General features: G+C 52.1%; 12 protein-coding genes, 2 tRNA genes and 3 rRNA genes. 13 read left to right on the top strand and 4 right to left on the bottom strand.

All coding sequences use genetic code 11. The features are described 5' to 3' along the window. Positions 1–30 precede the first annotated feature (30 nt). Complete coding sequence (locus AMM03_RS06325) at positions 31–645, bottom strand: LysE family translocator (protein WP_369793669.1); 615 nt, start codon at positions 643–645, stop codon at positions 31–33. Further along, positions 642–2,564, bottom strand: coding sequence for an ATP-binding cassette domain-containing protein (locus AMM03_RS06320; RefSeq protein WP_090129657.1), 1,923 nt, complete (start codon positions 2,562–2,564; stop codon positions 642–644). The genes AMM03_RS06325 and AMM03_RS06320 overlap by 4 nt, the downstream gene beginning before the upstream one ends. Positions 2,565–3,213: 649 nt before the next feature. Here AMM03_RS06320 and AMM03_RS06310 point away from each other — a divergent pair. The 5 genes from AMM03_RS06310 (at position 3,214) to rrf (ending at position 8,585) form a co-directional block, all read left to right on the top strand. Beyond that, a 16S ribosomal RNA gene (locus tag AMM03_RS06310) occupies positions 3,214–4,744 on the top strand. 102 nt (positions 4,745–4,846) lie between these two features. Next, positions 4,847–4,923, top strand: a tRNA-Ile gene (locus tag AMM03_RS06305). Between the two features lie 31 nt (positions 4,924–4,954). Then, positions 4,955–5,030, top strand: a tRNA-Ala gene (locus AMM03_RS06300). Between the two features lie 395 nt (positions 5,031–5,425). Further along, positions 5,426–8,304 (top strand): 23S ribosomal RNA (locus tag AMM03_RS06295). A gap of 168 nt (positions 8,305–8,472) precedes the next feature. Further along, positions 8,473–8,585: ribosomal RNA gene (rrf, locus tag AMM03_RS06290) — 5S ribosomal RNA — on the top strand. Together the 16S, 23S and 5S rRNA genes with 2 tRNA genes alongside form the textbook arrangement of a ribosomal RNA operon. A gap of 107 nt (positions 8,586–8,692) precedes the next feature. Here the strand turns inward: rrf and AMM03_RS06285 are convergent. Then, on the bottom strand, positions 8,693–9,625 hold the full coding sequence (locus AMM03_RS06285; RefSeq protein WP_090129653.1) for an MBL fold metallo-hydrolase: 933 nt from the start codon (positions 9,623–9,625) through the stop codon (positions 8,693–8,695). A 47-nt stretch (positions 9,626–9,672) separates the two neighbouring features. Next, the gene (locus AMM03_RS06280; RefSeq protein WP_090129651.1) at positions 9,673–11,361 is read right to left on the bottom strand and encodes an AMP-binding protein; all 1,689 of its coding nucleotides are present in this window, start codon (positions 11,359–11,361) and stop codon (positions 9,673–9,675) included. An 85-nt stretch (positions 11,362–11,446) separates the two neighbouring features. On the opposite strand from AMM03_RS06280, the gene AMM03_RS06275 reads away from it, so the two are divergent. The 8 genes from AMM03_RS06275 to AMM03_RS06240 are packed head-to-tail and all read left to right on the top strand — an operon-like array spanning position 11,447 to position 20,170. Further along, positions 11,447–12,118, top strand: coding sequence for a GNAT family N-acetyltransferase (locus AMM03_RS06275; RefSeq protein WP_194942805.1), 672 nt, complete (start codon positions 11,447–11,449; stop codon positions 12,116–12,118). 48 nt (positions 12,119–12,166) lie between these two features. Then, positions 12,167–13,030, top strand: coding sequence for an HlyC/CorC family transporter (locus AMM03_RS06270; protein WP_090129647.1), 864 nt, complete (start codon positions 12,167–12,169; stop codon positions 13,028–13,030). Between the two features lie 5 nt (positions 13,031–13,035). Beyond that, entirely contained in the window at positions 13,036–14,787 is a 1,752-nt protein-coding gene (gene lnt / locus AMM03_RS06265; RefSeq protein ID WP_228764592.1) for an apolipoprotein N-acyltransferase, read from the top strand. Positions 14,788–14,834: 47 nt separating this feature from the next. After that, the gene (gene glyQ / locus AMM03_RS06260; protein ID WP_055359217.1) at positions 14,835–15,749 is read left to right on the top strand and encodes a glycine--tRNA ligase subunit alpha; all 915 of its coding nucleotides are present in this window, start codon (positions 14,835–14,837) and stop codon (positions 15,747–15,749) included. Between the two features lie 14 nt (positions 15,750–15,763). Continuing rightward, positions 15,764–17,896, top strand: a complete 2,133-nt coding sequence (glyS, locus tag AMM03_RS06255; protein ID WP_090129645.1) for a glycine--tRNA ligase subunit beta — start codon at positions 15,764–15,766, stop codon at positions 17,894–17,896. Positions 17,897–17,902: 6 nt separating this feature from the next. Then, on the top strand, positions 17,903–18,466 hold the full coding sequence (gene gmhB / locus AMM03_RS06250) for a D-glycero-beta-D-manno-heptose 1,7-bisphosphate 7-phosphatase (protein ID WP_090129643.1): 564 nt from the start codon (positions 17,903–17,905) through the stop codon (positions 18,464–18,466). After that, on the top strand, positions 18,463–19,239 hold the full coding sequence (locus AMM03_RS06245) for a lysophospholipid acyltransferase family protein (protein WP_090129640.1): 777 nt from the start codon (positions 18,463–18,465) through the stop codon (positions 19,237–19,239). The genes gmhB and AMM03_RS06245 overlap by 4 nt, the downstream gene beginning before the upstream one ends. 13 nt (positions 19,240–19,252) lie before the next feature. Then, the gene (locus tag AMM03_RS06240) at positions 19,253–20,170 is read left to right on the top strand and encodes a M48 family metallopeptidase (RefSeq protein WP_090129638.1); all 918 of its coding nucleotides are present in this window, start codon (positions 19,253–19,255) and stop codon (positions 20,168–20,170) included. The last annotated feature ends 61 nt before the right edge of the window (positions 20,171–20,231 follow it).

The raw sequence follows: 20,231 nt of genomic DNA, 5'->3' as shown, positions 1-20,231 counted from the left end.
GTTGATGCCAACGACTGTTAAGCCACAGAATCAAAGACCGCTTTGAAACATCCAGATGGCCGTGATGACCAAGGCCAAAGCCATGCTGCGATTAAAAATCAGCAAGCGACGACCACGCGAGAGCCAATCTCGCAGCAAGCTGCCAACCAAAGCGTAGGCTAAGTTGCTGCTCAAACCAAATCCCATCATGATGGGCAGCAAAAACAGACAGCGCTCTAAAGTATTGTCTTTGCCGACCACCCAGCCCGCCACCACCGACAAAGCCAACATCCAGGCCTTGATGTTCAAAAACTGGACGGCCACACCTTGCAAAAATGTGATGTTCAATCTTTGGGTGTCGGCCTGAGCCAATTGTTGTGTGCCCCAAAGCTTGAAGGCCAGCCACAACAAATAAGACGTACCGCCCAGCATGATGAGCCATCGCAAGGCGGGTGCCGCCAAGACCAATTGCCCCACCCCCACCATGCAAAGCGTTAGCAGCAAGCCCCAGCCAACCGGCACAGACACAATGAACTTCATGGCCGAGCGCAAGCCCTGATTGGCTGCAATGGCCGTCGACAAAGCCGTGTTGGGTCCGGGCGTGAAACTCGCCGCAGTCGACAACACCAAGAGCGCCGTCAATTCCTCAGGGCTCAGGACGCTCATGCGGCAGAAAGCACTTCCCAGCGCTCGAGGGCGGCCAACAAGGCTTCGTCAATTTGTGCATCACGTGCAAACATGGCGGTAGCTTTGGCAGGATCTTTGGCAAACAAACTGCTGTCTGCTATGGCTTCGCGAATCTCTTGTTGCTCTTTCTCTAGGGATTCAATCAGCCCAGGCAGCCCCTCGAGTTCTTTTTGTTCTTTGTAGCTCAGCTTCACGCTGGACTTTGGCTTGCTAATGGGTGCCGGCGCTGCTGCTGGCGCGGGTTCAATTTGTGGCGTCTTGGGGGCGTTGTTGGCCGCCAATTTGTTTTGCGCTTGCAGAATTGCTTGGCTGCGCTGTGATTGCGTTAACCAATCTTGAACGGAGCCTTCGTATTCGCGCCAGAAGCCTGGTTTGTCGTCGGTGGCTTCGCAGGCAATGATGCTGGTCACGACGTTGTCCATAAAGGCGCGGTCGTGGCTCACTAAGAAGACGGTGCCTTCGTAGTCTTGCAGCAACTCTTCTAACAACTCCAAGGTGTCGATGTCCAAATCGTTGGTGGGCTCGTCCAACACCAGCACATTGGCGGGCCTTGCAAACAAGCGCGCCAACAGCAACCGGTTGCGCTCACCACCCGACAAAGACTTGACAGGCGACGTAGCGCGCGCGGGTGAAAACAAGAAGTCGCCCAAATAACTTTTGACGTGCTGGCGCTTGTTGCCAATCTCGATCCATTCACTGCCTGGGCTGATGAAGTCTTCGAGTGATGCCTCCAAATCCAAAGCGTTGCGCATTTGGTCAAAGTAGGCCACTTGCAAATTGGCGCCTTGGCGAATGCTGCCACTGTCAGCGGCCAATTCACCCAGGATCATTTTGAGCAGCGTTGTTTTGCCAGCGCCATTGGGGCCCAGCAAGCCAATCTTGTCGCCGCGCAACAAGGTGGCCGTGAAGTCTTTCACAATGACTTTGGTCTCACCATCGGGCGACACAAAGCTTTTGCATACGTCGGTCAGCTCTGCCACCAGCTTGCCGCTTGGCGCGCCAGAGGCTACTTCCATTCGCACACGGCCCACTTGCTCTCGGCGAGCGCTGCGTGTGGCGCGCAAATTTTCTAAACGCACAATTCTGCTTTGGCTGCGGGTGCGGCGCGCCTCTACGCCTTTGCGAATCCACACTTCTTCTTGCGCCAACAACTTATCGGCCTTGGCGCTGATGACAGCCTCTTGAGCCAGTTGTTCTTCTTTGTTAATTTGATACTGCGCAAAATTGCCAGGGTAGCTACGCATGCGGCCACGGTCTAATTCCAAAATGCAGGTGGCAATGCGGTCCAAGAAAGCGCGGTCGTGCGTGATGGCCACCACACTGCCTTTGAAATCGATAAGCAGTTGCTCCAGCCAAGCAATGGAATCTAAATCCAAATGGTTGGTGGGTTCATCCAGTAACAATACATCGGGATGCGTGACCAATGCTTGTGCCAGCGCAACACGTTTGCGATTGCCACCGGACAAGGTGCCTACTTTGGCGGTGGGATCTAAATGCAGACGATGCAATGTTTCATCGACGCGCTGCTCCCAGCCCCAGCCATCAAGCGATTCAATTTGACTTTGCAGTTGATCCAAATCGCCGACGCAGTTGCTGTAGTCTTCAATGAGCTGCAGCACAGGGGCCAAGCCCCTTTGTACAGATTCAAAAATACTGTCCTCTGGATTGAGGGATGGCTCTTGCGCCACATAAGCAATACGGATGCCCTGTTGAATGTGCAAGGTGCCGTCATCGGCATGCTCCATGCCTGCAAGGATCTTGAGGAAAGAAGATTTGCCTGTGCCGTTGCGACCAATTAAGCCAATGCGCTCTGAAGTTTCGAGGGCAAAGTCTGCGTGATCAAGGAGGGCCACGTGGCCAAAAGCCAGTGACGCGTCTAAGAGTGTGATAAGAGCCATGTCTTGATTATCATTGCCTAGAGAAAATTTTTTGCAAAAGACTTGCGCGCTCTAAAAAAGCTGTGCTATAGTCGCGGTCTTCGCTAAAAAACACAAGTTGATTAGCAAAGCAGTAAACGTCTACAGGCGCTGTGAAAGCAGTTAACGAAGAAGACGGCAACTGAAGAAGCCTGCAGAGGCTTTTAAAGACAGCGCAAAAGCTTCGGCCAAGCAAGTTTTTAAAAAAAGTGAAAAAAGTTAAAATTTTTTTCACCGGGCACAAAAAACCGTGCTAGACTGCAAGGCTTCGCTGAAATGAATTGAATTAATTTCAACCAGCTCAGCAAATCGGAATAAGCCCCGAGCAGTTTGAAGAAAATTAAAAAGTTTTGAAAATTTTTTAAGATTCATCAAAAGTACTTGAAAATAGTGCTACACTGCAAGGCTTCGCTGATCGCAGCGCAGTGCAACAAAACGACACTCAGTGTTCGCAAGTTGCGCAAGAGATCTTTAAAAATATACAGCCGATAAGCGTGGGCGTTTGATGGCGATTGCCAAGTTCTACGGAACTAAGTCTTAACTGACTTACAAACGCTCATGAGAATAGAAGTGAAGTTCACTTCAATTCCGTTTTTATGAGTTGCTCGAAAGAGCGAAAAAATTCAAGATCGAACTATAGAGTTTGATCCTGGCTCAGATTGAACGCTGGCGGAATGCTTTACACATGCAAGTCGAACGGTAGAGGGGGCAACCCCTCGAGAGTGGCGAACGGGTGAGTAATATATCGGAACGTGCCCAGTCGTGGGGGATAACGTAGTGAAAATTACGCTAATACCGCATACGATCTAAGGATGAAAGCGGGGGATCGCAAGACCTCGCGCGATTGGAGCGGCCGATATCAGATTAGGTAGTTGGTAGGGTAAAGGCCTACCAAGCCAACGATCTGTAGCTGGTCTGAGAGGACGACCAGCCACACTGGAACTGAGACACGGTCCAGACTCCTACGGGAGGCAGCAGTGGGGAATTTTGGACAATGGGCGAAAGCCTGATCCAGCCATTCCGCGTGCAGGATGAAGGCCCTCGGGTTGTAAACTGCTTTTGTACAGAACGAAAAGGTCTCTATTAATACTAGGGGCTCATGACGGTACTGTAAGAATAAGCACCGGCTAACTACGTGCCAGCAGCCGCGGTAATACGTAGGGTGCAAGCGTTAATCGGAATTACTGGGCGTAAAGCGTGCGCAGGCGGTTATATAAGTCAGATGTGAAATCCCCGGGCTCAACCTGGGAACTGCATTTGAGACTGTATAGCTAGAGTACGGTAGAGGGGGATGGAATTCCGCGTGTAGCAGTGAAATGCGTAGATATGCGGAGGAACACCGATGGCGAAGGCAATCCCCTGGACCTGTACTGACGCTCATGCACGAAAGCGTGGGGAGCAAACAGGATTAGATACCCTGGTAGTCCACGCCCTAAACGATGTCAACTGGTTGTTGGGTCTTAACTGACTCAGTAACGAAGCTAACGCGTGAAGTTGACCGCCTGGGGAGTACGGCCGCAAGGTTGAAACTCAAAGGAATTGACGGGGACCCGCACAAGCGGTGGATGATGTGGTTTAATTCGATGCAACGCGAAAAACCTTACCCACCTTTGACATGTACGGAAGGATCCAGAGATGGATTTGTGCTCGAAAGAGAACCGTAACACAGGTGCTGCATGGCTGTCGTCAGCTCGTGTCGTGAGATGTTGGGTTAAGTCCCGCAACGAGCGCAACCCTTGTCATTAGTTGCTACATTTAGTTGGGCACTCTAATGAGACTGCCGGTGACAAACCGGAGGAAGGTGGGGATGACGTCAAGTCCTCATGGCCCTTATAGGTGGGGCTACACACGTCATACAATGGCTGGTACAAAGGGTTGCCAACCCGCGAGGGGGAGCTAATCCCATAAAACCAGTCGTAGTCCGGATCGCAGTCTGCAACTCGACTGCGTGAAGTCGGAATCGCTAGTAATCGTGGATCAGAATGTCACGGTGAATACGTTCCCGGGTCTTGTACACACCGCCCGTCACACCATGGGAGCGGGTTCTGCCAGAAGTAGTTAGCCTAACCGCAAGGAGGGCGATTACCACGGCAGGGTTCGTGACTGGGGTGAAGTCGTAACAAGGTAGCCGTATCGGAAGGTGCGGCTGGATCACCTCCTTTCTGGAAAAACTGCAATCTAAATTGAACGCTCACACTTATCGGTTGTTGGAAGGTTGTCGCCGACGACATTGGCTTAATGCTGGTGCAAGACGCGACCGGCTTGGGTCTGTAGCTCAGTTGGTTAGAGCACCGTCTTGATAAGGCGGGGGTCGTTGGTTCGAGACCAACCAGACCCACCAGTCCTTTCACACAAGACGCATAATAATAAACGGGGGATTAGCTCAGCTGGGAGAGCACCTGCTTTGCAAGCAGGGGGTCGTCGGTTCGATCCCGTCATCCTCCACCAATTACTTATCGTATTGATGATTTCATTCAAAACCAAAATTGCTTTAACAAAGGCTATTTTGGTGTTGGTTGGTATCTATCAATTAACAAAGAGTCGCAAGACTCACGGCTGTTCTTTAAAAATTCATAGAGTCGAATTAGATGTCATTAAGGGAAACTGCACATTCGTAAAGGTTTAGTGCAGACCGTGCCCTTAATGACGAGATTTTTGATTGCGTCAAAACGAATATTCAAACCTAGTTTGAATTCAGTAATGACGAATAAAGTTCTCGATATAGGCAGCAATGTCTGTGTCAAAGAGTTATTCACATTACGGCATAACGCGTCAGGTGAAAGACCTGACAATCAGTCCTTGAAATAAACGATGAAATCTCGAAAGAGAAATCAAAGTTATAGGGTCAAGTGACTAAGAGCACATGGTGGATGCCTTGGCAATGATAGGCGACGAAAGACGTGAAAGCCTGCGATAAGCTTCGGGGAGCTGGCAAATAAGCTTTGATCCGGAGATTTCTGAATGGGGAAACCCACCCTTAGGGGTATCGCATACTGAATACATAGGTATGCGAGGCGAACCGGGTGAACTGAAACATCTCAGTAGCTCGAGGAAAAGACATCAACCGAGATTCCGAAAGTAGTGGCGAGCGAAATTGGAAGAGCCTGTTAGTGATAGCACGATCTTTAGCAAAACAGTCTGGAAAGGCTGACCGTAGGGGGTGATAGTCCCGTATGCGAAAAGGAACGTGTGGTACTAAGTTAACGACAAGTAGGGCGGGACACGAGAAATCCTGTCTGAATATGGGGGGACCATCCTCCAAGGCTAAATACTCATCATTGACCGATAGTGAACAAGTACCGTGAGGGAAAGGCGAAAAGAACCCCGGGAGGGGAGTGAAATAGATCCTGAAACCGTGTGCTTACAAAAAGTAGGAGCCTCGCAAGGGGTGACTGCGTACCTTTTGTATAATGGGTCAGCGACTTACATTCAGTGGCAAGGTTAACCGAATAGGGAAGCCGTAGAGAAATCGAGTCCGAATAGGGCGTCATAGTCGCTGGGTGTAGACCCGAAACCAAGTGATCTATCCATGGGCAGGATGAAGGTGCCGTAACAGGTACTGGAGGTCCGAACCGACTAATGTTGCAAAATTAGCGGATGACCTGTGGATAGGGGTGAAAGGCTAAACAAACTTGGAAATAGCTGGTTCTCTCCGAAAACTATTTAGGTAGTGCCTCAAGTATTACCGACGGGGGTAGAGCACTGTTTTGGCTAGGGGGTCATGGCGACTTACCAAACCAAGGCAAACTCCGAATACCGTCGAGTACAGCTTGGGAGACAGAGCACCGGGTGCTAACGTCCGGACTCAAGAGGGAAACAACCCAGACCGCCAGCTAAGGTCCCTAAAATTGGCTAAGTGGGAAACGAAGTGGGAAGGCTAAAACAGTCAGGATGTTGGCTTAGAAGCAGCCATCATTTAAAGAAAGCGTAATAGCTCACTGATCGAGTCGTCCTGCGCGGAAGATGTAACGGGGCTAAGCCAGTTACCGAAGCTGCGGATTTGCAATTTATTGCAAGTGGTAGGAGAGCGTTCTGTAGGCCTGTGAAGGTGTCTTGTAAAGGATGCTGGAGGTATCAGAAGTGCGAATGCTGACATGAGTAGCGTTAAAGGGGGTGAAAAGCCCCCTCGCCGTAAGCGCAAGGTTTTCTACGCAACGTTCATCGGCGTAGAGTGAGTCGGCCCCTAAGGCGAGGCAGAGATGCGTAGCTGATGGGAAACAGGTCAATATTCCTGTACCGATTACAAGTGCGATGTGGGGACGGAGAAGGTTAGCTCAGCCAACTGTTGGATATGTTGGTTCAAGCCTGTAGTCATGCCCGGTAGGCAAATCCGCCGGGCTTAGATGAGGGGTGATAAGGAGTGTGCTTGCACACGAACTGAGTGATACCCTGCTTCCAGGAAAAGCCACTAAGCTTCAGCTTGTAACGACCGTACCGCAAACCGACACTGGTGCGCGAGATGAGTATTCTAAGGCGCTTGAGAGAACTCTGGAGAAGGAACTCGGCAAATTGATACCGTAACTTCGGGAGAAGGTATGCCCCTAGTAGGTGAACTCGAACAGAGGGAGCCCAATGGGGTTGCAAAAAATCGGTGGCTGCGACTGTTTAATAAAAACACAGCACTCTGCAAACACGAAAGTGGACGTATAGGGTGTGACGCCTGCCCGGTGCTGGAAGATTAAATGATGGGGTGCAAGCTCTTGATTGAAGTCCCAGTAAACGGCGGCCGTAACTATAACGGTCCTAAGGTAGCGAAATTCCTTGTCGGGTAAGTTCCGACCTGCACGAATGGCGTAACGATGGCCACACTGTCTCCTCCAGAGACTCAGCGAAGTTGAAATGTTTGTGATGATGCAATCTCCCCGCGGAAAGACGGAAAGACCCCATGAACCTTTACTGTAGCTTTGTATTGGACTTTGAACAGATCTGTGTAGGATAGGTGGGAGGCTTTGAAGCCGGAACGCTAGTTTCGGTGGAGCCAACGTTGAAATACCACCCTGGTGTGTTTGAGGTTCTAACCTAGGTCCATTATCTGGATCGGGGACAGTGCATGGTAGGCAGTTTGACTGGGGCGGTCTCCTCCCAAAGTGTAACGGAGGAGTTCGAAGGTACGCTAGTTACGGTCGGACATCGTGATAATAGTGCAATGGCATAAGCGTGCTTAACTGCGAGACTGACAAGTCGAGCAGATGCGAAAGCAGGACATAGTGATCCGGTGGTTCTGTATGGAAGGGCCATCGCTCAACGGATAAAAGGTACTCTGGGGATAACAGGCTGATACCGCCCAAGAGTTCATATCGACGGCGGTGTTTGGCACCTCGATGTCGGCTCATCTCATCCTGGGGCTGTAGCCGGTCCCAAGGGTATGGCTGTTCGCCATTTAAAGAGGTACGTGAGCTGGGTTTAAAACGTCGTGAGACAGTTTGGTCCCTATCTTCCGTGGGCGCTGCAGATTTGAGGAAGCCTGCTCCTAGTACGAGAGGACCGGAGTGGACACACCTCTGGTGTATCGGTTGTCACGCCAGTGGCATTGCCGAGTAGCTAAGTGTGGAAGAGATAACCGCTGAAAGCATCTAAGCGGGAAACTCGTTTCAAGATGAGATCTGCCGGGGCCTTGAGCCCCCTAAAGAGTCGTTCAAGACCAGGACGTTGATAGGTCAGGTGTGGAAGCGCAGTAATGCGTTAAGCTAACTGATACTAATTGCTCGTGCGGCTTGACCCTATAACTTTGATCGGTTGTTTGCTTGGAAATATTCAGGTAGGCAACTTCATGATCAAGGAAGTTATGCCAAGTTTGACGCATTCAAAATATGGCTGAAAAGCCGATCTAATTCGAACTCTGTGAATTTGCTGGTTTGACCGTGGTGGTCAGACGAGCACAAAAGTTTTGCCTGATGACCATAGCGAATTGGTACCACTCCTTCCCATCCCGAACAGGACAGTGAAACGATTCAGCGCCGATGATAGTGCGGGTTCCCGTGTGAAAGTAGGACATCGTCAGGCTCTTATAGCGAGAAACGCCCCATAGAAATATGGGGCGTTTTTTTTCGTCTAAATTTTTTGCTTGACTATTGCGTTTAGCTTCTTTGGAAGCGTAATGGCCGTGTAACTTACAAGTTAACAAGCCATTTTTCTTGAGAGACGTCTTTAAATGCCAGCGCCTTGCTGCGCTCTAAATCCAATAGCAACTCATCAAGCCACTCATCTACTTGCAAATGGGGGGCATGCATGCTGTGCAATGCTTGGATATAACGAATATTGGCAGCCCATGTCATGAAATCTGACTTCTGAACTTGGTTCAATTCAAGCAGTTTGTATTTCAATAAAACTTTGGCGCCATAGCGAGCGTGCTTTTCAGAATTCCTGACAAACCCGTCGAGTTTTTTTCTGGCATTGGACAAGGCCAAATCAACATCTTGAAAAATAGCCCCATGGCCTGGAATGACCCATTCAGGCTGAAGCGACTCAATCAAATCAAGCGTATCGGCTACTTCTTGAAAAGCTGAAATGCCCTCCAGCTCAGGAAAAACAACACCAAACCCATTGGCCCACAGCGCATCGGCTGAAATCAATATCTTGTGAGAAGCTTCAAACAAAATAACAGAGTGGGGGTCGTGGCCAGGCGCAGCCATCACTTGCCAATCTAAGTTGGCCAGTTGCAAAATTTGACCCGCTTGTAACAAGCCATCAAATTTAAATCGAGGGCAAAGTTGGCCAGTGGGCTCGTAACTTAAGGCGGATTCATTCCAAACAGCAACGGCAGGTGCTTCGCCTGGTGGAATGAAAGTTTTTAAATCGGGGTACTGTGATTGAAGCACCGCATTGCCACCACAGTGATCGCTGTGTAAGTGAGTATTCACCAATCGATCAAGTTGACGGCCGTTCAAGGCGTGGGCAATGAGTGCTACGGTTTGGTCTTGATGCGTCACATAGCCACTGTCAATCAAGGTGGCGGAGTTGGCATCGGTCAACAGAATGTTGTTGGCCGATAACCAGCCGCGTTCAAAGAACTGCAAACCGGGTATCTTCAAAATACTTTGCATCAGAGTTGGGGCATCAAGCGCATTGCACAATTTTCAGAAAATCACATTCAATGTGTATTGGTTCTTAATTCTCTGCGCAAAATTTTGCCGACGTTTGACTTGGGCAATTCGTCTCTGAATTCAATGTACTTCGGTTGCTTGTAACCTGTGAGGTTGTCACGGCAATAGCGCGCCACAGCTTCTTCGGTCAGCATGCCGTCGCTGCGAACCACAAACACCTTGATGGTCTCGCCTTGCATCGTGTCGGGTATGCCAATGACAGCGCACTCCAAAACACCTGGGCACAAAGAAATGACATTTTCTAATTCGGAAGGGAACACATTGAAGCCGCTGACAATGATCATGTCTTTGATGCGGTCAACAATTCTGAAGTAGCCCTGTTCGTCCATGATGCCCACGTCACCCGTGCGCATGTAGCCATCGGGGGTGAAGGCTTTTTTGGTTTCTGCTTCTTGCTTGTAGTAGCCCACCATGACGTTGGGGCCGCGAATGCAAATCTCGCCTGACGCGCCTTGAGGCAAGCTGTTGCCCGCCTCATCTTTGATGGCCATGTCAATGCTGGGCAAAGGCAAGCCAATGTTGCCGCTGAATGTGGAGCGTGTGACTGGGTTGTTGGTGCCAATGGCACAGGTTTCACTCATGCCCCAACCTTCAATCATGGCGCTACCTGTGGCCGCTTGCCATGCGCGCGCAGTGCCTTCAGACGCCGCCATACCGCCAGCCTGAGTCAGGCACAGGTGTGAAAAGTCAATGGTCTTGAACATGGGGTGCTGCAACAAAGCATTGAACAATGTGTTCACGCCAGGCAACAAGTGGAAGGGACGTTTCTTGAGCGTCTCAATGAACTTGGCAAAGTCTCTGGGGTTGGGAACCAAGGTGAGGTGCGAGCCCTGACGCATGGCCAGCAAACACAGCGTTAAAGCAAAGATGTGATACAGCGGCAATGCCGCAATGCTGTTGACTTTGCGCAGATCGGGAATTCTGGCCAAGGCCGGTGCAAACCAAGTTTCGGCCTGCAAGATAGAAGCCACAATGTTGCGATGAGTGAGTACGGCACCTTTGGACAAACCTGTGGTACCACCTGTGTATTGCAAAAATGCGATGTCATCCAAAGTTTGTGACACCGCTTTGAAACTCATTTGGCGGCCCTCGGCAATGGCTTGCTTGAAAGAGGTGACCTTGTGCTTTTCATGCAATGGCAACTCAAACTCGGGCACCATCTTGGCCAAATGCCTGACTGCAAACGTGATCCATCGGCCATAGAAGGGGCCGAGCAAGTCGCCCATCGAGGCCAGCACTGTGTGTTGAATGCCTGTGCGTTCTATGACCTCTGACAAAGTTAGCGCAAAGTTTTCCAAAATCACAATGGCGGTGGCGCCAGAGTCTTTCAGTTGATGTTCTAGTTCGCGCGCCGTGTACAAGGGGTTGACGTTGACGCAGGTGTAGCCGGCTCGCAAAACCGCGGCCATGGTGACAGCAAACTGCGGCACATTGGGCAGCATGATGGCAATCCGGTCGCCTGGCTTTAAGCCCTGCGCTTGAAACCAAGCGCCCAATGCTTGCGACAGGTGGTCCAACTCTTTGTAGGTCATCCACCGTTCCATGCAAACCGAGAAGGGGCTGTCGCCGTGCTTTTGGAATGCTTGATTCAACAAATCGGTCAATGACGCATATTCGTTGGGGTCGATTTCGTGTTTGACGTTGGCGGGATAACTATTAAGCCAAAGCTTGTCCATGTACTGCTCCTAGGAATGTGAGCATTGTCGCTATTCTGAATAGCCCTTGCCATGAGGCATTACCCCTGATATAAGTGTAAACCCTATGAAGCAATTCAAAGCACTTACAAAATCGCTCTGGCGGCGGTGGACACGCTGGATTCCTATTCGAATCTTGAGTGAAAAACATCGCCCCAAAATCATTGCGCACCTGCAAAGTTTGGGCGCGCAAGACCGTTACTTGCGTTTTGGCTACCCCGCCACCGACGAGCAAATTGAAAACTACGTCAACAAACTCAAATTTGAGCGCGATGACATTTATGGCGTGTTCAATCGGCGCCTAGACATCTTGGCCATGGCCCATTTGGCGTTTTCTGTCGATCCCGAGTGGTCCGCCTGCGCCGAGTTTGGGGTGTCGGTGGATGTGCGCTTGCGCGGCAGGGGCTTAGGAGCCAGACTTTTCGAGCGCGCAATGACGCACGCCCGCAACCAAGGCGTGGCCTTGATGTTCATTCATGCCCTTAGCGAAAACACGCCCATGCTCAAAATTGCCAAAAAAGCGGGTGCCCGTGTGGAGCGCGATGGCAGCGAAAGCGATGCTTATTTAAGCTTGCCAGTCGCCGATTTGGACAGCCAGGTGAATGAATTGCTGGAGGAGGGTATGGCCGATTTGGACTTTCAAATCAAGGCCCGCGCCAAACAATTCATGCAAATTCTCCATACGCTGCAGGAAGTCAGAAGGGGCGTGCGCGACGCGCGTCACCAATCCGGCATTTAATCCGCTATCCTAGAGGCTTAGCAACAACGGCGATTTGCCACCCACACTGTGTCCGACCCTCACCCTGCGCGCGAAGACAAACGCTCATTCCTGCAAAAACTGGCCGAGTTCATTCACCCAGGCCCAGACTCCAAAGACGAGCTCATCGAGACGCTCGTAGAAGCCGAAGACAACCGCATCATTAACGCCGAAAGCCGCGCCATGTTGGAAGGCGTCATTCGCATGGCCGACATGACAGCAGGCGATGCCATGGTGGCTGCACCGCGCATGGAGTTGTTGTCCATTGACGCGCCCTTCGATGAAATGTTGAACCAAATCATTGACACCGCGCACTCGCGTTTTCCGGTGTACGAAGGCGATCGTGAAAACATCATTGGCATCTTGATGGCCAAAGATTTATTGAAGTTGCAGCGCGCCCCCGAACTCAATATTCGCGCCTTGTTGCGACCCGTTGTGTTTGTGCCCGAGAGCAAGGGCCTGAACGATTTGCTCAGTCAATTTCGTTACAACCGCCAACACTTGGCCATGGTCATTGACGAGTTTGGCCGCACCGCTGGTCTGATCACCATTGAAGATGTGTTGGAAGAAATTGTGGGCGAAATTGAAGATGAATTTGACATTGACGATGACGCCGGTGACATCTTTGGTTTGGCCGATCAAACCTACCGCGTCAGTGGCGACACCTCCCTCGAACGCGTCTCAGAAGCCTTTGGCGTCAAGCTCAATCCCGAAGTCGAAAACGAAGAGACACACGACTTCGACACCATCGGCGGATTGATTGCGCACGAGATGGGCCATGTGCCCAAACGCGGAGAGAAATTCAGTTTGTCGGGCCTTGACTTTGTGGTGCTGCACACCCGCGGTGGTGCCGTACGCTGGTTCAAGGTTTCGCCCACCAACAAGAACAAGTAATGACCATGTGGCCATGGCTCGTGTCCATTTTGGCGGGCGTGCTGCATGGTTTCTCTATGGCTTGGCCCGCTTTTTTAGGCGGTGATGCGCTTTTAATTTCTGGAACGGCTTCTGGTGTTTTGCAGTGCCTGAGCACGGCTGTGCTGGCCACTTTGCTGCTGCGTTTGGCCGCTAGCGACGGGCCGCAAAAACGTTTGTGGCTCAAAGCATTTTGGTTGTCGGGCCTCTTTGCAACCAGCGCCATGGCCGCTACGTGGGGCTGGATGTACATCTCTATGCACCGTTACGGCGGCCTGCCGTCTTGGCTTTCTGCACTTGCCGTTTTGCTCTTGGCCATGGCCTTGTCCATTTACTTTGCCGCTGCGGGTGGCCTGTGGGTCGCTCTTTATAGGCGCTGGATATTGAGCGACAGAAACAATGAAGCGCGCTATGCCAACCAAGCAAGCGGTTTGACCTGGGATGTGCTCCGTCAAGGTTTGGTGGGCAGCAGTTTGTTTGCCGCTTTGTGGACCTTGGCTGAGTTGTGCAGAGGCCAGCTAATGACAGGATTTCCATGGGGTGCTGGGGGCTATGCGCACACCGACAGTTGGCTGGCCATTTATTTGCCCTGGGTGGGCGTGTATGGCGTAGGCGCAGTGTCTGCTTTTGTGGCGATGGCCTTGCCTATTGCGGTGGCCATGTTCATGGCGCAACGAACCCACGCGTGGCGATGGTTGGCGTTGTCTGTCGTGGGCGTAGGGGCCGTCATACCTTGGGCGCTTGAAACTTCTGGCACTTCATTTTCGGATGCGGCGGGGCGCATGTCAGTGCGCTTGTTGCAGGGCAATATTCCTCAAGACGAAAAATTCATTCCAGGCCAAGGCGTGAAGTTGGCCATTGATTGGTACCGGCAGCAGTTGTTAGAAAGCACAGAAAGTTTGGTGGTGACACCCGAAACGGCCATGCCTGTTTTGCCACAGCAATTGCCGCGCAGTTATTGGCAGCCGCTGCAGGACAAGTTTGCGCCTCCAGTTGCTTCAATGAAGCCTCAGTTGACGTTGCTTGGCTTGCCTTTGGGAGGGGGCGGCATAGGTTATAGCAACTCTGCAGTTGCCATTGGCCCGCACAACGGTTCTCAGAACGACCCGCATACCAGTCTGAAGAATGGCCCGTCATCGGTTGCTGATGCAGCATTTCAAAATTGGCTGTATCGCTACGACAAGCAGCACCTCGTGCCTTTCGGTGAATTCGTACCGCCTTTTTTCCAGTGGTTTGTGCGCATGATGAACATCCCTTTGGGCGACTTTGGTCATGACCGCCCGCCACCTTCGGCGCTGCATTGGCAAGGTCAGCGCTTGCTGCCGCAAATTTGCTATGAAGACTTATTTGGCGAAGAAATGGCACAGTATTTTTCAGACGCCGCAGCCGCACCCACAGTCTTGGTCAACATGAGCAACTTGGCGTGGTTTGGCGACAGCACCGCGTTGCCCCAACACTTGGCCATTTCACGCATTCGCGCCCTTGAATTTCAAAGGCCTGTCATTCGGGCCACCAACACGGGGGCAACGGGGTGGGTTGATCACAAAGCCCAGGTCAAGGCGGTCTTGCCAGCCTTCACGCGCGGTGCTTTGGTCGTAGAGTTTGAAGGCCGGAAGGGGCTCACACCCTACGCCCAATGGACCTCGCGTTGGGGATTGGCACCGCTTTGGATCCTTTGCGCTGCAATTGTTCTGGTTTTGGGCTTTATTTCTCGTCGCTCAGGCGCTCGGGCGCTTTAAAATCAAGGGTTGCCGCCGCTGTTCGGGGGCGTTCTCATTTTGAAGCCATGTTGACCTTCCAACAAATTATTTTGAAATTGCAGTCCTACTGGGACGCACAAGGCTGCGCGCTGTTGCAGCCCTATGACATGGAAGTGGGTGCAGGCACTTCGCACACCGCCACTTTTTTGCGCGCCATTGGCCCCGAGCCATGGAAGGCAGCGTATGTGCAACCCAGCCGCCGTCCTAAAGACGGCCGCTACGGCGAGAACCCCAATCGCTTGCAGCACTATTACCAATACCAAGTGGTGCTGAAGCCTGCGCCTTCTAATATTTTGGATTTGTATTTGGGCTCACTTGAAGCTTTGGGTTTCGATCTCAAAAAGAACGACATTCGTTTTGTCGAAGACGATTGGGAAAATCCAACCTTGGGTGCTTGGGGTTTGGGTTGGGAGGTTTGGCTCAATGGCATGGAAGTGACGCAGTTCACATACTTCCAACAAGTGGGAGGCATCGACTGCAAACCCATCACTGGCGAAATTACTTATGGCCTCGAGCGCTTGGCCATGTACTTGCAAGGCGTCGACAATGTCTACAACTTGAAGTGGACCGACACCCTCAGCTATGGCGATGTGTATCACCAAAACGAAGTGGAGCAGTCCACTTACAACTTTGAACACTCCGATGCCGAGTTCTTGTTCACCGCGTTTTCTGCTTATGAAAAACAAGCGCAACATTTGATTGGTGCACAACTGGCTTTGCCCGCTTACGAGCAAGTGCTTAAAGGCGCGCACACTTTCAACTTACTAGACGCACGTGGCGCCATCAGCGTCACTGAGCGTGCCGCCTACATTGGCCGCATTCGCAATTTGGCACGCGCTGTGGCGCAAAGTTATTTCGAAAGCCGCGAGCGTTTGGGCTTCCCTATGGCGCCACGCGAGTGGGTCGAACAGCTCAATGCCTTGAGCAAAAAAGCAGCCTGAAGGTAAGCATCCAAATGACACATCAAAACCTTCTCGTTGAATTGTTTGTTGAAGAGTTGCCACCCAAGGCACTCAAGAAATTGGGCGAATCCTTTGCCAACGTGTTGTTCGAGCAACTGCGCGATGCAGGCCTGGCCAATGCGCAATCGGTAGTCACTGCGTATGCCTCGCCACGCCGATTGGCCGCGCACGTCACGCAAGTGGCCGCACAAGCTGCCGACAAAGGCATCCAGCAAAAGCTGATGCCTGTTGCGGTGGGCCTCGATGCCAGCGGCAATGCTTCACCTGCTTTGTTGAAGAAGCTGCAAGCTCTGGGTGCCGACGTCAGCAATCCCGCAGCGCTTGTGGCTTCTTTGAAGCGCGCGCCCGATGGCAAAGCTGAAGCTTTGTTTTACGACAGCGTGGCCAAGGGTGCTAGCTTGTTACAAGGTTTGCAAAAAGCCTTAGACGAAGCCCTGGCTAAATTGCCCATCCCCAAGGTCATGACGTACCAATTGGAAACCGACTGCGAATTGCCAGGCTGGACCAGCGTCAACTTTGTGCGCCCAGCCCACGGCTTGGTGGCTTTACATGGCAAAGATGTGGTGCCTGTCAAAACATTGGGCCTTAAGGCCGGTCAGCAAACGCATGGCCATCGCTTTGAAGCCAGTGTATCGCCCGTCGTCATTCAAGACGCCGACAGCTATGCCGCCACATTGGCGCGCGATGGTGCTGTCATTGCCAGCTTTGCCGAGCGCCGCGCAGAAATTGTGAAGCAACTCAACGCTGCAGCCGCCAAAGTAGGCGGTGGTGCCAAGGCCATTGACGACGATGCTTTGCTTGATGAAGTGACCGCCTTGGTCGAGCGCCCCAATGTGCTCACTTGCGAATTTGAAAAACAGTTTTTGGAAGTGCCTCAGGAATGTTTGATCCTGACCATGAAGGCCAACCAAAAATACTTTCCGCTGCTGACGGCAGAAGGCAAGCTCACGCACCAGTTTTTGGTGGTTAGCAATATTTCGCCATTAGACGCCAGCGCTGTCATTGGTGGCAACGAGCGCGTGGTACGTCCACGTTTGGCCGATGCCAAATTCTTCTTCGACCAAGACCGGAAGAAAACTTTGGCATCGCGTGTCGAAGGTCTGAACAAAGTTGTGTACCACAACAAACTGGGCACGCAAGGCGAGCGCATGACGCGTGTGCGCGGCATCGCCAAGGCCTTGGGTCAAGCTCTGGGGGGTGATGCGTTAGCGCAAGCTGCCGACACGGCCGCTCAGTTGGCCAAAACCGATTTGCTCACCGACATGGTGGGCGAGTTCCCTGAGTTGCAGGGCATCATGGGTGGCTACTATGCGCGCCACGATGGTTTATCCAACGACATTGCCGACGCCATTGAAGACCACTACCGCCCCCGCTTTGCCGGTGACGAATTGCCTCGCAACAACGTGGGCTTGGTCGTGGCCTTGGCCGATAAGCTAGAAACTTTGGTGGGCATGTTTGGCATTGGCAACTTGCCAAGCGGCGACAAAGATCCGTTTGCACTGCGTCGTCACGCATTGGGCGTCATTCGCATGCTCATGGAAAAAGATTTGGCGCTCGATTGGCGTCAATTGCTGGCCATGGCGGTGCCTGTGTTTGGCGACAAAATTACAGACCCTTCAGAAGCCCTGCCCACATTCTTGTTTGACCGCTTGGCTGGCGCACTGCGCGAGCAAGGTTATAGTGCCCAAGAGGTCGATGCTGTGTTGGCATTGCATCCGGCACGCTTGGGCCAAGTGCCTAAGCTGTTGGCCGCTGTACGTGCCTTTGCGGCCTTGCCCGAAAGCCCCGCATTGGCCGCAGCCAATAAGCGTATCGGCAACATTTTGAAGAAGGCCGATGAAGTAGATGCGCATGTCAATTCTGCGCTTCTTAAAGAAAATGCCGAACAAGCTTTATACGAAGTGATGCAACGATTGTTGCCCGAGTCTGAAGCCTTGTTCAAAGCGGGTGACTACACCGGCTCATTGCAAACCTTGGCGGCCTTGCGCTCGCCCGTCGATGCGTTCTTTGACGACGTGATGGTCAATGCAGAAGAAATGGACGTGCGTTTAAACCGCCAAGGCTTGCTCAAGTGCTTGCATGTGGCCATGAACCGTGTGGCCGATTTGTCGCGCTTGGCTTCTTAAGTATTTATGAAGCTCGTCATACTCGATCGCGATGGCACCCTCAATCACGACAGTGATGAGTACATCAAATCGCCTGAAGAGTGGCAGGCATTGCCGGGCGCGTTAGAAGCAGTGGGCCGTTTGAATCATGCGGGCTATCACGTCATTTTGGCCACCAACCAATCGGGCTTGGGTCGTGGTTTGATCGATGTGGCATCGCTCAACGCCATTCACAAACGCATGATGAAACAATTGGCCGCAGTGGGTGGCCGTATCGATGCTATTTTTTATTGCCCGCACACCCCCGAAGACACCTGCACTTGCAGAAAACCTTTGCCTGGTTTGTTAGAGCAAGTGGCCGATCGCTTTGGCGTAGACATCAAAGGCGTGCCCTTTGTGGGCGACAGCCTGCGCGACATGCAGGCCGCAGTGGCCGCAGGTTGCGCGCCGCATTTGGTCTTGACGGGTAATTCTGAAAGTCTGCGCGGCAGTGGCTTGCCACCCACATTTCCAGCGGGCACGCATATGCATTTAGACCTCAACGCATTTGTCGATGCGCTACTGAAAAAAACGGTGGATCTCGCTGTATGAACTTCATTCGATCGCTGCTTCACATGATTTGGATGACGGTCACGGTCATTCCTTGGGCCCTGGTGGTGGTGGTGGCTTCCGTGTTTATAAGCAGCAACCGTTTGTATTGGTGGTGTGCGGCTTGGCTGCGCAACGCCATCAACAGCGGCACATTGATATTGGGCATTGAAAACAGAATCACGGGCATGGAAAATTTGCCCTTGGGCGAAAAAGATCCCGTCATTTTGTTGGTCAAGCACCAATCGACATGGGAAACTTTTTTGATGCCGGCCATCATGCCGCACCCCTTGGCTTATGTGTTCAAAAAAGAATTGTTGAGCGTGCCATTCTTTGGTTGGGCCATGGGTCGTTTGGACATGATTCACATTGACCGCAGCCAGCGCGCGCAGGCCTTTACCAAGGTGGTCACGCAGGGTAAGCGTTTGATGGAGCAAGGTGTTTGGGTCATCATGTTTCCTGAAGGCACACGAATTCCACGCGGCCAAAAGGGCGTCTACAAAACAGGCGGCACACGTTTGGCCATTGAAGCGGGCGTGCCGGTCATCCCAATTGCCGTCACCTCCGCCAAATGCTGGCCCACCAAAGCTTTCATCAAGAAGCCAGGCATTGTGGACATCTCTATTGGCAAGGCCATTTCTAGTGAAGGCCGTCAACCCGAAGAGTTGATGCAAGAAGTAGAAACTTGGATTGAGGCGGAGATGCTGCGCTTGGATCCCGAGGCTTATTCAGCAGCCTCTCAAGTTGCAAGCCTAGAAGTCAATTCAAAGTCCTAATTAGAAACACCCGATGCGAAATCCGCTTCAACTTGTTTTTGATTTCTTAAGCCCGCCGCCAGCGACGCCATCTCTTCGGCAAACTATTTCACCATCGACGCCGAGTTCCTCTCCAGCATCCAATTCAAATGTCACAGTCTCGCCCTTCATCAGCGTAGCGTCGCCTGCGTCTGGTGCTGGCCGCATGCCTTTGGCTTCATCGCATCGACCCTTGGTGCATCCCCGCGCCAATCGCGAAACTGTGCTGGAAGGCATGCATGTGGCTTATTTGTTTCAGCGAGTTCGCCGCCGTTCTATTGGCTTTGTGGTGGGGCCCGACGGCTTAGAGGTGCGCGCGCCCAAATGGGTCACCATCAAAGAAGTGGAGTTGGGCCTGCAAGAGCGCGGCGAGTGGGTGCTGCGCAAATGGGCGGAGATGCAAGAGCGCCAGAAAAATATTCGACAAATTGAATGGCGCGAGGGTGCCAGCTTAGATTATTTGGGCGCCCCTATTCATTTACACCTTAGCCCAGAAAACGGCCGCAGCGAATTGAACGATCAACGCGAGTTGTTGCTGGCCTTGCCCCACAACGCAGAGCCCTCCCAAATCAGAGATGCGGTGCAAGCATGGCTAATGCGTGAAGCCAAAGTGCTGTTTGAAAGCCGCCTGAATTTTTATGCGCCGCTAATGGGCGTGCAGTGGCGCCGTTTGAGTTTGTCCAACGCCGGTTCACGTTGGGGCAGTGCGCGTGTGGATGGCGCCATTCGTTTGAACTGGCGCCTCATTCACCTTAAGCCCGATGCCATTGACTATGTGGTGGTGCATGAGCTAGCGCATTTGCACGAGATGAATCACAGCCCTGCATTTTGGAAAGTGGTGGCCAGCATCCTGCCCGATCACATGGCGCGTCGCAAAGAATTGCAAAAAGAGAATTTGGCGAACTGGGCCTGAAGTTCAATGTCACGTTCAATTTGACGGTCGATTTGAGGCTGAATTTGAGACGCTAGGCCTG

The organism is Limnohabitans sp. Rim11 (genome assembly GCF_001269365.1).
Classification (GTDB): Bacteria; Pseudomonadota; Gammaproteobacteria; order Burkholderiales; family Burkholderiaceae_C; genus Limnohabitans_A.
Note: the sequence above shows the minus strand (reverse complement) of the source record. Positions and strands in the feature narration are given on the sequence as shown.

Excerpts from the sequence above, each read along its gene's own strand:
- AMM03_RS06325 (WP_369793669.1), bottom strand. The coding sequence starts at position 645 with ATGAGCGTCCTGAGCCCTGAGGAATTGACGGCGCTCTTGGTGTTGTCG.
- AMM03_RS06320 (WP_090129657.1), bottom strand. The coding sequence starts at position 2,564 with ATGGCTCTTATCACACTCTTAGACGCGTCACTGGCTTTTGGCCACGTG.
- AMM03_RS06285 (WP_090129653.1), bottom strand. The coding sequence starts at position 9,625 with ATGCAAAGTATTTTGAAGATACCCGGTTTGCAGTTCTTTGAACGCGGC.
- AMM03_RS06280 (WP_090129651.1), bottom strand. The coding sequence starts at position 11,361 with ATGGACAAGCTTTGGCTTAATAGTTATCCCGCCAACGTCAAACACGAA.
- AMM03_RS06275 (WP_194942805.1), top strand. The coding sequence starts at position 11,447 with ATGAAGCAATTCAAAGCACTTACAAAATCGCTCTGGCGGCGGTGGACA.
- lnt (WP_228764592.1), top strand. The coding sequence starts at position 13,036 with ATGTGGCCATGGCTCGTGTCCATTTTGGCGGGCGTGCTGCATGGTTTC.
- glyQ (WP_055359217.1), top strand. The coding sequence starts at position 14,835 with ATGTTGACCTTCCAACAAATTATTTTGAAATTGCAGTCCTACTGGGAC.
- glyS (WP_090129645.1), top strand. The coding sequence starts at position 15,764 with ATGACACATCAAAACCTTCTCGTTGAATTGTTTGTTGAAGAGTTGCCA.
- gmhB (WP_090129643.1), top strand. The coding sequence starts at position 17,903 with ATGAAGCTCGTCATACTCGATCGCGATGGCACCCTCAATCACGACAGT.
- AMM03_RS06245 (WP_090129640.1), top strand. The coding sequence starts at position 18,463 with ATGAACTTCATTCGATCGCTGCTTCACATGATTTGGATGACGGTCACG.
- AMM03_RS06240 (WP_090129638.1), top strand. The coding sequence starts at position 19,253 with ATGCGAAATCCGCTTCAACTTGTTTTTGATTTCTTAAGCCCGCCGCCA.